The following is a 12,237-nucleotide window of genomic DNA, read 5'->3' as shown; positions in this document are numbered from 1 at the left end:
CGTTGGTAATGTACCGCGCCGCGTGTTCAGCCTGCGGCAACGGCAGGCGACGGTCAGGCGATCTGCTGGCGGTACCAGTGCTCGATCAGGCTGCGCGAGATCGAGATCGGCGGGGACAGGCGGATGCCTTCGCCGTCATCCTCGACATCCCGGGCCAGGGCGGCGCCCACTTCCTCGGCGGTGAACCAGCGCGCATCTTCCAGCTCGCCGTTCACGGTCGGTACGTCGTCTTCGGCCGTGGCGGCGAAGCCCAGCATCAGCGCGCCCGGGAACGGCCATGGCTGGGTGCCCAGGTAGCGGCACTCGCGCACGCGCACCCGGCTCTCCTCGAAGACCTCACGGACCACGGTCTGCTCCAGGGATTCACCCGGCTCGACGAAGCCGGCCAACACCGAATAACGGCGCGGGGCCCAGTTCGCCTGGCGGCCGAGCAGCAGCCGGCCCTGGTTCTCCACGGCCACGATCACCGCCGGATCGACCCGGGGGTAGTGTTCGGTGGCGCACTGGCCACACCGGCCGACGAAGCCGCCGCGGCTGAAGGTCACCGCGCCGCCGCACACCCCGCAGAAGCGGGTGCGCGACTGCCAGTAGGACATGCCCCGGGCGTAACAGAAGGCGGTGGAATCGGCGATGGACCAGGTCGCGGCGGACTGGCGCAGGTCGACCCGCTGCGGCGCCGTCACCGACAGCCCGGCGGCCTCCATCGAGAACCACGCCTGCTCGCCGCGCAGGCCGAGGAAGATCGCGGTGCCCGGGCCACCGCCCAGATCCGCGCCGGTCAGCGGCAGCGGCTGACCATCGTGGCCGGCCAGCGCGGTGCCGTCCTGGTCGAGCACCAATACACGCGCGTCCGGCCACAGGCGCAACAACGCATCGGCGTCATCGCGCAGGGTATCGGCGCGCTCCAGCGGCTCGCTGACGAAAGCGAAACCGGAAAGCTGCGAAGAGAATTTGGACATCGCAAGAGCCTGCCCACATTCGGCGGGACTGGCAAGCGGCAACCGACCATCAGGCCGGTTGCGCGCACATCACATGCTGAAACTGCTGCCGCAGCCGCAGGTGGTCTTGGCGTTCGGATTGCGGATCACGAACTGCGCGCCGGTCAGGCTTTCGGTGTAATCCACCTCGGCGCCCATCAGGTACTGCAGGCTCAACGGATCGACCAGCAGCGTGACGCCGGCGGTATCCACCGCCAGATCGTCCTCGGCGCGGTTCTCATCGAACTCGAACCCGTACTGGAAGCCGGAACAACCGCCGCCTTCGATGTAGACGCGCAGGGCGAGGGCAGCGTTGCCCTCATCCTGGATCAGCTCCTTGACCTTGGCCGCAGCGGCCTCGGTGAAGTTCAGCGGACGGTCCAGGGACTGGTAGTTCGGCGCGGCGGCGGGAGCGCCGGGCAGGGAAACAAGCGTGCTCATGCCCCCAGCATGGGGGTGCATGAGCACGGTTTCAAGTTGTCGCGCGGGCGCGATTCAGGCCATCGCCTCGGCCAGCTTCTTGCGGGCCGCAGTGTCCTTGCCCTTGCCCTGGTCCGCATCCCCGGACGGCGGCGGCAGGGCCATCTGCGCCGAGGTATGGATCAGGCGGCCGGTCAGCTGGGCGCCGGCGTGCATTTCCACCACCTGGTAATGGATGTTGCCGGTCACGCGGGCGCTCGGGGTCAGTTCGACCCGCTCGGTGGCGTGCACATCGCCATCCAGGCGGCCGCTGATGACCACCACCTGGGCGCGGATCTCGCCCTCGATGGCACCGTGCTCGGCCACCGTCAGGGTGGCATTGCTGGCGCCGTCCTGGGCGATCACCTTGCCCTGGATGGTGCCTTCCACATACAGGCCACCGCTGAATTCCACGTCCCCGCGGATCACCACCTGCGCGCCGATCAGCGCGTCCACGACCAGATGTCCGTCGCGGTTGGATTTGTTGCTGCCAAACATGGGCTTACTCCCCTTCTTTTGCCGATGCCGCCGGTGCTCCGGCCTGCTTCCAATCGAATACCTGGGTGGCGCCCCCCGCGCCCGATCCCAGCGTGACCCGCACACGTTGCGGGGTGAAGCCTGGTGGCAGCATCACGCTGCCGGTGAGCTGCTGGAAATACCGGAAGGAATAGTCCTGGCCCGGTACCTTGGTGCGCTGGTGCAGCTCGTCCCAGCTGACCGAGGTCAGCTTGCCGTCCTTGACGCCTTCCACCGTGAAGCGCATCTGCCCCTGGCTGATCGCCCCGCGGTTCAGGTTCTGGGTCAGCACCACGGCGTACTGCCAGGTGCCGCCGGTCTCCGGCGAGAACTCCACCGAATGGGTGTTCAGCCCCTTGCGCTGGCTGGTCGCTCCGACCAGGCGCTCATAGAAGGCCACGTCGGCGCGCAGGCCGGCGATTTCTTCATCGCGCTCGCCCAGCGAGGTCTGGACTTCGTTGTTGGCGGCGCGGCTGATGCGGTCGGAGGCCTGCAGGGTCGCTTGGCGCTGCTGCAGTTCGATGAGCTGCTGCTGGAGGCGCTCGTTGCGGGTCTCGGCCGCCTTGAGCTGGGTGCCGACGTCACCGCCGGGCGAGCCCAACCAGGCGCCAAGCAGCACGGCAAGGATCAGCGACAGCAGCCAGGCCCCGCCCAGCACCAGCAGGCGCTTGCGGTCCTGCACGGGCGGCGCGCCCGGCCGGCGGATCTGAATGCGGGAAGGTGTGGGTTTATTCATGGCAGTCCTGGGCGACCGCGCCTGCCGGCGCTGTCGCAACGGCCCCTGTCTGGAACGACGGGCTAGTGTAAGTCAGGGGAAAGACCTTGTCCGCGCAGGGCCGGGATCGAGGCAGTGGCGTTCATGGACGTCATCCCCGATAGTGTGCGCCTGTGCACATTCTGCAGCCGGAGCGCGTGCCATGACCGAAGCCCACCTGTTCGTGATCGGCATCCTGCTGGCCTGGCTGGCCGGCATCCGCGTGTACCTGACCGTGTTCGGCGTCGGCCTGGCCGGACTGCTCGGCTGGGTCGACCTGCCGCCCGCGCTGCAGGCCACGGAGTCCTGGTGGGTGCTGGGCACCTCGGCCGTGCTGGCCATCGCCGAATTCTTCGCCGACAAGATCCCCGGGGTCGACTCGGTCTGGGATCTGGTCCAGACCCTGGCCCGGGTCCCGGCCGGTGCGTTCCTGGCCGCCGCCACGCTCTCGCCCAGCGGCGAGCTCAGCGGCACCGCGCTGGTGGCCGGCGCCGGCGTCGCGCTGGCCAGCCACGGGCTCAAATCCGGTACCCGCGCCCTGCTCAACACCTCGCCCGAACCGGCCAGCAACTGGATCGCCTCCGCCGCCGAAGACACCGTGGTGGTCGGCGGGCTCGCGCTCGCGCTGGCGCACCCATGGCTGGCGCTGATCCTGGTGGTGGCGTGCAGCCTGATCGGCGCGTTGATCGTCTGGATGATCTGGCGGACGCTGTGGAAGGGCATGCGCTGGTTGATGCGGCAGGCCGACAGTGGTCAGACGCAGGTCAAACCGGGAACCCTGCCACGGTGAGGCGTGCCCTGCCTTCGGGTGTTCATCGCATAATTGCGGCGCAGACTGGGAGTACTGATGGCCGTTCACGACAACGTTGTTGCATCCGCCCGCGCCGTGCGCGCTGAAACGCCGCCGGCCGACCACTGGCAGCGCTGGCAACGCCAGGGCTCACCCGCACCCGTGATGCACAGCAATGTCGTCGCACTGACGCCGGCGCCGGCCAGCCCGCCGCCCCTGCTCCCCCCGATGCACGCCGAGACCGGCAGCCTGCCGCCGGCCGCCATCGACGCTGCGTACCGCGTGCTGATCGTCGAAGACGACCGCTCGCAGGCCCTGTTCGCGCAAAGCGTGCTGCACGGCGCCGGCATGCAGGCGCTGGTGCACAGCGATGCCGAGGGGGTGCAGCAGGCCATCGCCGAGCATCGCCCCGATCTGATCCTGATGGACCTGCACCTGCCCGGGCTGGATGGGATGCGGCTGACCGCACTGATCCGCCAGCAACCCGGCCAGCAGCTGCTGCCCATCGTGTTCCTCAGTGGCGACCCGGATCCGGAGCGCCAGTTCGAGGTGCTCGACAGCGGCGCCGATGATTTCCTCAGCAAGCCGATCCGCCCGCGCCACCTGATCGCCGCCGTCTCCAACCGGATCCGCCGCGCACGTGCGCAGGCCGCCTCGCAGGCGGGCAACGGCAGCGCACCGGCGATGAACAACCCCGAGACCGGCCTGCCGACCCGCCATCATGTGATGCAACAGCTCGGCGCCTCGCTGGCGCACCGCGATCAGGGCGGTCTGTTCTTCATCGAGATCGCCAGCGCGCTGGGCCTGCGCGAGCGCTACGGCTATGCCGCGTTCGAACGGCTGATGACCCAGGCCGGCCAGCGGCTGGCCGATGCCGCCCAGCCCCACCTGCTGGCACGTTTGAACGACAACAGCTTCCTGGTGCTGGCCCGCGGGGCCGACGAGGCCACGCTGGATGCGATGGCGCATGCCCTGCGCGAGCAGTTGTCCACGCGCGCGTTCGTGATCCGCGATGACGAATCCGTGCACCTGCGCGGCGTGGTCGGTCATGCCCAGCTCTCGCCGGGCTTCTCCGATGCGGGCAGCGCACTGGAAGCGGTCGAACGCACCACCCTGCAGGCCCGCCTGCTGACCGCGGGCGTGGCCGCCTACGTGCGCCGCGAAGATGTGGCCGCGCAGGAACACCTGGCGTTGCTTGAAGGGCAGCTGGAACTGGCCTACCAGCCGATCGTCGCCGTGGCCGGTGGCAACACCGCGCAGTACCAGGTGCTGCTGCGGCTGCGCCAGGCCGATGGCAGCGTGCTGGCCGCCGGGCAGGTGATCCCGGCCGCCGAAGCGGCCGGGCGCATCGCCGATCTGGACCAGCAGGTGCTCGACCATGCGCTGGGGCTGCTGGATCTGTATCGCCACGCCGCGCAGCCGTTGCACCTGTTCGTCTCGCAGTCGCTGCGCACACTGGCCCGTGATGCCTTCGGTGACTGGCTGCTGGAATCGCTGGCGAGCCGGCAGATCGACGGCAGCGCGCTGGTCATCGACGTGCGTCTGCCCGATGCCCTGATCCACACCGTCACCCTGCAGCAGTTCTGCACGCGCATGCATGCGGCCGGCGTGCGCTTCTGCCTGAGCCAGTTCGAGCCGGGCGATGAGGCCAATGCATTGATGGCGCAGCTGCCGCTGGCCTATGTGCGCATGGCCGCGCGCTTCTCCAACAGCCACACCAACCAGCACACGCGCGACGAACTGCGCGCGGCGATCGACCTGGCGCACCGCGCCGGGCTGCGCATCATCGGCCAGCAGATCGAAGATCCGCAGGCCGCGGCCGCGATGTGGATCGGCGGGGTCGATTTCATCCAGGGCAACATGGTCCAGTCCGCCGGCAGCGAACTGAACTTCGACTTCCAGAACTCGGTGCTCTGAGCATGGGACGCCACGGACGGCCAGCCCCCTCCTCCACCCCAGCCTCGCTGTGGATCAGCGCTGCGGCGGCCGCCCTGTGTGCCACTGCCGCGGTGATGGCGCGCATCGGTGCCAATGGGCCATGGATCGACATTGCCGCCGGCACCGGCGTGCTGGCACTGCTCGCCGGCATCCAGGCGGTACGCCGCTGGCGTGACGCGCAGGACCAGCTGGAGAGGCTGCAGCGGGGCAATGAGGCGCTGGTGCTCGAGCGCGATCAGCTGCAGCAGCGCCGTCAGCAGCAGAACCAGCTGGAACAGGAACTGCTCAGCGCCAAGCAGGCCGCCGAAGCCGCGGCGCTGGCCAAGGGTGAGTTCCTGGCCACCATGAGCCACGAGATCCGCACGCCGCTCAACGGCATCCTGCCGATGCTCGATCTGATCGCGCGCGGCCAGCTCGGCAGTGACCAGCGCCAGATGCTGCAGACCGCGGCGACCAGCTCACAGCAGCTGCTGAGGATCGTCGATGACATCCTCGATTACTCCCGGCTCGAGGCCAAGGGCCTGAACCTGGAGATCACCACGTTCAACCTGCGCGAGCTGCTCGAAGGGCTGGTGCAGTTGATGCAGCGCGCCGCCGATCCGAAAGGCCTGCAGCTCTTGCTGGAACTCGACCCGGCGGTACGCCTGTCCGTCCGTGGCGACCCGGTGCGCCTGCGCCAGGTGCTGAGCAACCTGCTGGTCAACGCGATCAAGTTCACCGAGCGTGGCCAGATCCGGCTGCGCGTGCAGCGCCAGGGCGAGACCAACGCGCAGCACCAGCTGCGGTTCGAGATTGCCGACAGCGGGATCGGCATCGACGACGCCCTGCAGGCGCGCCTGTTCCAATCCTTCAGCCAGGCCGATGCCTCGACCACGCGCCTGTATGGCGGCACCGGGCTGGGCCTGGCCATCTGCAAGCGCATCATCGACCTGATGCATGGCCGCATCGGCGTGCAGTCCACCGTGGGGCGCGGCGCTACGTTCTGGTTCGAGATTCCGCTGCTCAAGGTGATCGGTGATCTGCCTGCCGTCGGCAACACGCGGCGCGCCCTGCTGATCACCCGCGATGCGGTGCTCGCCCAGCGCATCGAGCGGGTGACCCAGCTCCATGATCTGCGCCTGCACACCGTGGAGACCAGCGCCGAAGCGATCGACGCCCTTCGCGCCCCACAGCGCCCCGGCATCGACCCGGCCCTGGCCTGGGTGATCGCCGACACCGACGGCCTGCGCCATGGCACCCAGGCATTGCAGAAGGCGGTGGCCGGGAACGAACAGCATCCCGCTGCGCAGCTGCTGTGGCTGTATGGCGATGAGGCGCCCGCGCCCGAGGCGCTTGGCCCGGGACCCGCCCTGTCGCGGCAGGGCGCTGACAGTGAACTGCACGCGCTGCTGCGCCCGGTGGTGCCCAGCGCGCGCCCGGCCGCGCTGCTGGCCGAGGTGGAGTACGCAGGCTCGCCCACGGCACTGCCGCAGTTCCCGCTGCGCGTGCTCCTGGTGGAAGACAACAGCGTCAACCTGCTGGTCGCGCAGCGGCTGCTGCAGGTGCTGGGCTGCGAGGTGGAGACCGCCACCGAAGGCGAGCAGGCACTGGAGGCACTGCACGCCCGGCCGTTCGATGTGGTGCTGATGGATTGCCAGATGCCGGTGCTGGATGGCTACGACGCCACCCGCCGCTGGCGCGCGCACGAGGCCACACGGGGCGCGGCACGGCTGCCGATCGTGGCGATGACCGCCAATGCGATGGCCGGCGACCGCGAGCGCTGCCTGCAGGCCGGCATGGACGATTACCTGTCCAAACCGATCCACCGCGAAACACTCCAGGCCGTGCTGGCTCGCTGGGGAAGCGTGATGGCCGACGACCCGGCGGTGCAGCCACCGTCCCTGCCCGAGCAGCAGCCTTCACCGCCCGCGGCGCCGCCAGCACGCGACGAGGCGCCGGCCCCGGTGCTTGATCAGGACGTGCTGGATGAACTGCTGGAGGTTATTGGTCCCGATACCGCGCGCATCATCGGCGTGTTCCTGGATGACACGCCACCGTTGATCCGCCAGCTGCAGGACGCCTCGGTCGCAGCGGATCTGGACCAGCTGCGCGCGTTGGCGCACAGCCTCAAGTCGGCCAGCGCCAATGTGGGTGCGATGGCGCTGTCGGCAGCGGCCTGGCGGATCGAGCACGATGCCCGCGCCGGCACGCTGGAGCGCCCCGCCGTGGCGGTGGCGCTGTTGATCGCCGAGTTCGCGCGTGCACGGATCGCGCTGGCCGGCTATCACGCCCGCCTGCGCGCCCCGCTGCAGGGCTGACTCAGTCTTCGATCTTGGTCAGCAGGTAGTTCGGTTCGCCGATGCGCTCGATCAGATCCAGCTGGGTTTCCAGCCAGTCGATGTGCTCTTCCTCGGACGCGAGGATTTTCACGAACAGCTGGCGGCTGACGTAATCGCCGATCGAATCGGCATACGCCACAGCCTCGCGCAGCGTGACCACGCCGTCGCGTTCCAGGCTGAGGTCGCACTGCAGGATCTCAGCCGGGTTCTCGCCGATGCGCAGCTTGCCCAGCGCCTGGAAGTTCGGCAGGCCTTCGAGGAAGAGGATGCGGTCGGACAGGATGTCCGCATGCTTCATCTCTTCGATCGATTCCTTGTATTCGTGATCGGCGAGTTCCTTCAGGCCCCAGTTCTTCAGCATCTTGGCGTGCAGGAAGTACTGGTTGATCGCGGTCAGCTCGTTGTAGAGGACCTTGTTGAGGAATTCGATGACTTTGGCGTCGCCCTTCATGAGCGTGCTCCTGCTGCGTGGAATCGCGGGCACTGTAGCGCGTCGCGCGCAGGCATGAAGGAACGCGAATCGTGCTCAGTTGCGGCCCGCAACCGGGCGGGCCGAGCTCAGGCGGCTTGCAGGCCGAGAACCGGCAGTGGCAGGTCGTGGGTGGCGCTGAACTTGACCAGCAGGTCGGCCGCCATGTCCAGGCAGGAACCGCAGGTGGCGCCGCAGCCGGTGCGCATCGTCAACTCGGACACGCTCACGACACCGCTCTGGGCGGCTTCGCGGATCTGATGGTCGGTAACCCCGTTGCAGATGCAGACGTACACGTGCGGACTCGGCAGGCAGGCCCGGATCGGCCTGCTGCTATTCCAATCGAAATGCGAATGGTTGTCAATTTCGAACCTGAATCATTCTCGATACGGTTCAGAGCCGCCAGCAGCGCTCAGACGGCGCCCGGCTCGCCCTTGGCCTTGCTGCGCGGCCAGTAGCCGCCCCCCCGCTTGGGCGTGGTGCGCTTGCGCGGCCGATCATGACCGGCGGCGTTGCCCGGCATCCAGGCTTCCTGGGCGGACTTGGGCATCGTTTCCACCCCCGTCCCGGCCACCCCCCGTGCCAGCGGCGCCAGATGGCGCAGGGCACGTGCATAGACGCCCCGCTTGAACATCACCACATGCTCCACCGGGTACCAGAAATCGACCCAACGCCACTGGTCGAACTCGGGGCTGTCCGTATGGTCCAGGGTGACGTGGGATTCGTCCCCGGCCAGCCGGAGCAGGAACCACACCTGCTTCTGGCCGATACAGACCTGCCGTTCATTGCGGCGGATGGCCCGTGCCGGCAGCCGATAGCGAAGCCAACCCGGCGTCGCCCCGAGCACTTCAACGTGCTCCGGCAACAACCCGGTTTCTTCCTGCAACTCGCGATACATGGCTTCGACAGGCGTCTCGTCGGTGTTCATGCCGCCCTGCGGGAACTGCCAGCCATCCCGGCGCACACGTCGTGCCCAGAAAACCTGCCCATCCTGCCGCATCAGCACAATACCGACGTTCGGTCGATAACCGTCCGGATCGATCACGATGCGGACTCCTAGAAAAATCTACTGATCGGGACTGTGCCACGCCCGCTGCCCACTCACAAGCGCGGTGAAAAAGTGTTGACAGATTCCGAATACATCTCCAGAATTGCCGGCTCCCTGAGGCTATGTAGCTCAGCCGGTTAGAGCACAGCACTCATAATGCTGGGGTCGGTGGTTCGAGTCCACCCATAGCCACCAAGTTCGCTTGGTTTTTCAGGGAGAAAGTGCAATAATTGCACGCACATTTTGCCCCGTCGCCAAGCGGTAAGGCACCTGACTCTGACTCAGGCATTCGGTGGTTCGAATCCATCCGGGGCAGCCAAACAAACAGAAAAGGCCGATCGAAAGATCGGCCTTTTCTGTTTGTTTGGGCGTTTGTCCGGACGCATCGCGCCCGGACCCCACACCTTGCGCAGCAAGGTGTGGGCGCCAACCCTCCCCTGCCACATCCCCGTGCCTGACGGCGCGCCCCCTTGTACTCCAAGGGGGCTGTTTCACCAGAGAGAGGACGGCCAGCCGACACCCCGCCCATGCCGGGCCGCGAGAGTAGCCGACCAGCGGTCGGCACTACCGCCCCTATGAAACAGCGGCGAGCGCAGCAGTGCCGCCGGAAGCGTCGCCACCCCTCGCTGCATCCACCTGACAACCAAGCGATCTGCGGGGACGAAACCCACCCCCCGGAAACGACAAAAGCCCGGCCGAAGCCGGGCTTTTGCGTACCTCCCAGCGGGACCCCGAAGGATCCCACGCCATGCGCGATGGATCAGCGCTTGGAGAACTGGGTGGCGCGACGTGCCTTGTGCAGGCCGACCTTCTTACGCTCGACTTCACGGGCGTCACGGGTCATGAAGCCAGCCTTGCGCAGCTCGGACTTCAGGGTTTCGTCGTATTCGATCAGCGCGCGGGCGATGCCCAGACGGATCGCACCGGCCTGACCCGTGGTACCACCGCCAGCGGCGGTGACCATGATGTCGAAGGTTTCGGTGTTCTTGGTCAGTTCCAGCGGCTGACGCACGATCATGCGCGCCGTCTCACGGCCAAAGAACTCGTCCAGCGGACGGCCATTGACGGTGATGTTGCCGGCGCCCTTGCGCAGGAACACGCGGGCGGTGGAGGACTTGCGGCGGCCGGTGCCGTAGTTTTGCGTGATAGCCATGATTAGATATCCAGAACCTGAGGCTGCTGAGCGGCGTGCGGGTGCTCGGAACCCGAGTACACCTTGAGCTTGCGGTACATGGCGCGGCCCAGCGGGCCCTTCGGCAGCATGCCCTTGACGGCGGTCTCGATGACACGCTCCGGGTGGCGCTCAAGCGCCTGGGCCAGAGTTTCGGTCTTCAGGTTGCCGATGTAGCCAGTGAAACGGTGATACAGCTTGTCCTGCAGCTTGTTGCCGGTGACGACAATCTTTTCTGCATTGATGACAACCAGGTAATCACCGGTATCAACGTGAGGGGTGTAAACCGGCTTGTGCTTGCCGCGCAGACGGCGGGCCAGCTCGGTGGACAGACGGCCCAGCGTCTTGCCGGATGCGTCGACGAGATACCAGTCGCGCTGGACGGTCTCGGACTTTGCAGTGAAAGTGCTCATGAAAGAACTCTAGTAGGTCGGGCTCATTACGGCGCAGTACGGCCGGAACTCTGCCACGCGTTGTGAAGAGGCGGGATTGTACTGGCCATGCCCGCCACATGCAAGTTGACCGGATCCCGGCTTGGCACACCGGTCCGCGGGGGCGAGAATCGACAGTCCCCCGCCGCGACACCACCTGCCATGACCGCGCTCCGCCAGATCACGCCGCTCGACCACCTGCTGACCGAAGCCCAGCGGGCCCTGGATACCGTGTTCGGCAACCCGCCGGCCAGCCGCCCCTACCCCGCCGAGGCCACCCCGGACGTGCAGATGGCCGACCCCGAGCGCCGCCACGCGGCCGGGCTGATGCGCATCAACCATGTCGGCGAGGTCTGCGCCCAGGGCCTGTACTTCGGCCAGGCCGCGGTTGCCCGTGAGCCGGAAACCCGCGCCCACCTGCTCGATGCCGCCCAGGAAGAGACCGACCATCTGGCCTGGTGCGCCCAGCGCCTGCGCGAGCTGGACAGCCGCCCCAGCCTGTTCAACCCGATCTGGTATGCCGGCAGCTACACCATCGGCACCCTGGCCGGCCTGCGTGGGGATGGCTGGAACCTGGGCTTCGTGGTCGAGACCGAACGCCAGGTCGAAGCCCATCTGGACGAACACCTGGACACCCTGCCCCCGGCCGACCTGCGCAGCCGTGAGGTGATCAAGGTGATGAAGATCGACGAGGCCCGCCACGCCGACCACGCCGAGCATGCCGGCGCGCGGAAGCTGCCCGCACCGATCCCGTCGGTGATGGCGCTGGCCTCCAAGGTCATGAAGACCATCGCGTACCGGTTGTAACGGCGTATCGACCAACTTGTAACGGCGTATCGACCAACGGTCGATACCTACCGGAACGGCGCGCGCGGCATGGGTTGCGGGCCGGCTTGCCACCGGTAGCGCCCGACCGTTGGTCGGGCGACGATCAGGCAGAGACCAGCTTCAGCCCGATCACACCGGCCACGATCAACGCGATGCAGGCCAGCCGCGACGGCGAGGCGCTGTCGCCGAACAGGAAGATGCCCAGCATCGCCACGCCCAGTGCGCCGATCCCGGTCCAGATCGCGTACGCCGTGCCGACCGGGATGGATTTCATGGCCTGGCTCATCAGGTACAGGCTGACCAGGGCGGCAGCAACGGTGGCCAGGGTGGGAAGGGGCTTGCTGAAGCCTTCGGAGTACTTCATTCCGATGGCGAAGCCGATCTCGAACAGACCGGCAACCAGGAGATAGATCCAGGGCATGGGGGGGATTCCTTGGGTTAACAAAAGCAAAACGGCCCGGTGTTTTCACACCGGACCGTCGTCGGTAGCTGCCGTGGAACCGGGTTTTGCGCAAACACCGGTTTCACAGGGCGGGCC

At 67.4% G+C, this 12,237-nt stretch carries 14 protein-coding genes and 2 tRNA genes; 6 read left to right on the top strand and 10 right to left on the bottom strand.

The window, feature by feature from the left end:
- Positions 1-53: 53 nt before the first annotated feature.
- From nudC to AC1DIQ_RS10590, 4 genes are all read right to left on the bottom strand, one after another.
- The gene (gene nudC / locus AC1DIQ_RS10605) at positions 54-959 is read right to left on the bottom strand and encodes an NAD(+) diphosphatase (RefSeq protein WP_152150924.1); all 906 of its coding nucleotides are present in this window, start codon (positions 957-959) and stop codon (positions 54-56) included.
- Between the two features lie 69 nt (positions 960-1,028).
- Positions 1,029-1,418 (bottom strand): iron-sulfur cluster insertion protein ErpA, encoded by a 390-nt coding sequence (erpA, locus tag AC1DIQ_RS10600; protein ID WP_019185327.1) that lies wholly within the window; start codon positions 1,416-1,418, stop codon positions 1,029-1,031.
- 54 nt (positions 1,419-1,472) lie between these two features.
- Positions 1,473-1,934, bottom strand: a complete 462-nt coding sequence (locus AC1DIQ_RS10595) for a bactofilin family protein (RefSeq protein ID WP_121040591.1) — start codon at positions 1,932-1,934, stop codon at positions 1,473-1,475.
- Positions 1,935-1,938: 4 nt separating this feature from the next.
- Positions 1,939-2,688, bottom strand: a complete 750-nt coding sequence (locus tag AC1DIQ_RS10590; protein ID WP_121040594.1) for a DUF6776 family protein — start codon at positions 2,686-2,688, stop codon at positions 1,939-1,941.
- Positions 2,689-2,869: 181 nt separating this feature from the next.
- Here AC1DIQ_RS10590 and AC1DIQ_RS10585 point away from each other — a divergent pair, with 181 nt between their 5' ends.
- Genes AC1DIQ_RS10585 through AC1DIQ_RS10575 form a run of 3 tightly spaced genes read left to right on the top strand, consistent with a single transcriptional unit; the run spans position 2,870 to position 7,731 of the window.
- On the top strand, positions 2,870-3,496 hold the full coding sequence (locus tag AC1DIQ_RS10585; RefSeq protein ID WP_121040596.1) for a DUF4126 domain-containing protein: 627 nt from the start codon (positions 2,870-2,872) through the stop codon (positions 3,494-3,496).
- Between the two features lie 57 nt (positions 3,497-3,553).
- Positions 3,554-5,413, top strand: coding sequence for an EAL domain-containing protein (locus AC1DIQ_RS10580; protein ID WP_121040598.1), 1,860 nt, complete (start codon positions 3,554-3,556; stop codon positions 5,411-5,413).
- A gap of 2 nt (positions 5,414-5,415) precedes the next feature.
- Complete coding sequence (locus AC1DIQ_RS10575; RefSeq protein ID WP_478049990.1) at positions 5,416-7,731, top strand: ATP-binding protein; 2,316 nt, start codon at positions 5,416-5,418, stop codon at positions 7,729-7,731.
- Position 7,732: 1 nt separating this feature from the next.
- On the opposite strand, the gene bfr is transcribed toward AC1DIQ_RS10575, so the two are convergent.
- The 3 genes from bfr to AC1DIQ_RS10560 all read right to left on the bottom strand — a co-directional run bounded on the left by bfr (position 7,733) and on the right by AC1DIQ_RS10560 (position 9,266).
- On the bottom strand, positions 7,733-8,203 hold the full coding sequence (gene bfr / locus AC1DIQ_RS10570; RefSeq protein ID WP_121040602.1) for a bacterioferritin: 471 nt from the start codon (positions 8,201-8,203) through the stop codon (positions 7,733-7,735).
- A gap of 107 nt (positions 8,204-8,310) precedes the next feature.
- The gene (locus AC1DIQ_RS10565; RefSeq protein WP_121040604.1) at positions 8,311-8,517 is read right to left on the bottom strand and encodes a (2Fe-2S)-binding protein; all 207 of its coding nucleotides are present in this window, start codon (positions 8,515-8,517) and stop codon (positions 8,311-8,313) included.
- Positions 8,518-8,633: 116 nt separating this feature from the next.
- Positions 8,634-9,266, bottom strand: coding sequence for an RNA pyrophosphohydrolase (locus AC1DIQ_RS10560; RefSeq protein WP_121040607.1), 633 nt, complete (start codon positions 9,264-9,266; stop codon positions 8,634-8,636).
- 121 nt (positions 9,267-9,387) lie between these two features.
- On the opposite strand from AC1DIQ_RS10560, the gene AC1DIQ_RS10555 reads away from it, so the two are divergent.
- Positions 9,388-9,464, top strand: a tRNA-Met gene (locus tag AC1DIQ_RS10555).
- A 49-nt stretch (positions 9,465-9,513) separates the two neighbouring features.
- Positions 9,514-9,588: transfer RNA gene (locus AC1DIQ_RS10550), tRNA-Gln, on the top strand.
- A 441-nt stretch (positions 9,589-10,029) separates the two neighbouring features.
- Here AC1DIQ_RS10550 and rpsI read toward each other — a convergent pair.
- Entirely contained in the window at positions 10,030-10,422 is a 393-nt protein-coding gene (gene rpsI, locus AC1DIQ_RS10545) for a 30S ribosomal protein S9 (protein ID WP_019185318.1), read from the bottom strand.
- A 2-nt stretch (positions 10,423-10,424) separates the two neighbouring features.
- Positions 10,425-10,853 carry a 50S ribosomal protein L13 gene (gene rplM, locus AC1DIQ_RS10540; RefSeq protein ID WP_038685795.1) on the bottom strand — a complete coding sequence of 143 codons (429 nt, stop codon included), beginning with the start codon at positions 10,851-10,853 and terminating at the stop codon, positions 10,425-10,427.
- A 180-nt stretch (positions 10,854-11,033) separates the two neighbouring features.
- Here rplM and coq7 point away from each other — a divergent pair, with 180 nt between their 5' ends.
- Complete coding sequence (gene coq7 / locus AC1DIQ_RS10535; protein WP_121040609.1) at positions 11,034-11,678, top strand: 2-polyprenyl-3-methyl-6-methoxy-1,4-benzoquinone monooxygenase; 645 nt, start codon at positions 11,034-11,036, stop codon at positions 11,676-11,678.
- A 124-nt stretch (positions 11,679-11,802) separates the two neighbouring features.
- On the opposite strand, the gene sugE is transcribed toward coq7, so the two are convergent.
- Complete coding sequence (sugE, locus tag AC1DIQ_RS10530; protein WP_046273055.1) at positions 11,803-12,120, bottom strand: quaternary ammonium compound efflux SMR transporter SugE; 318 nt, start codon at positions 12,118-12,120, stop codon at positions 11,803-11,805.
- Positions 12,121-12,237 lie beyond the last annotated feature (117 nt).

This window comes from Stenotrophomonas sp. 05L413 (assembly GCF_056397945.1).
The sequence above is the reverse complement of the archived record's forward strand: the minus strand, read 5'-3'. Positions and strand labels throughout refer to the sequence as shown.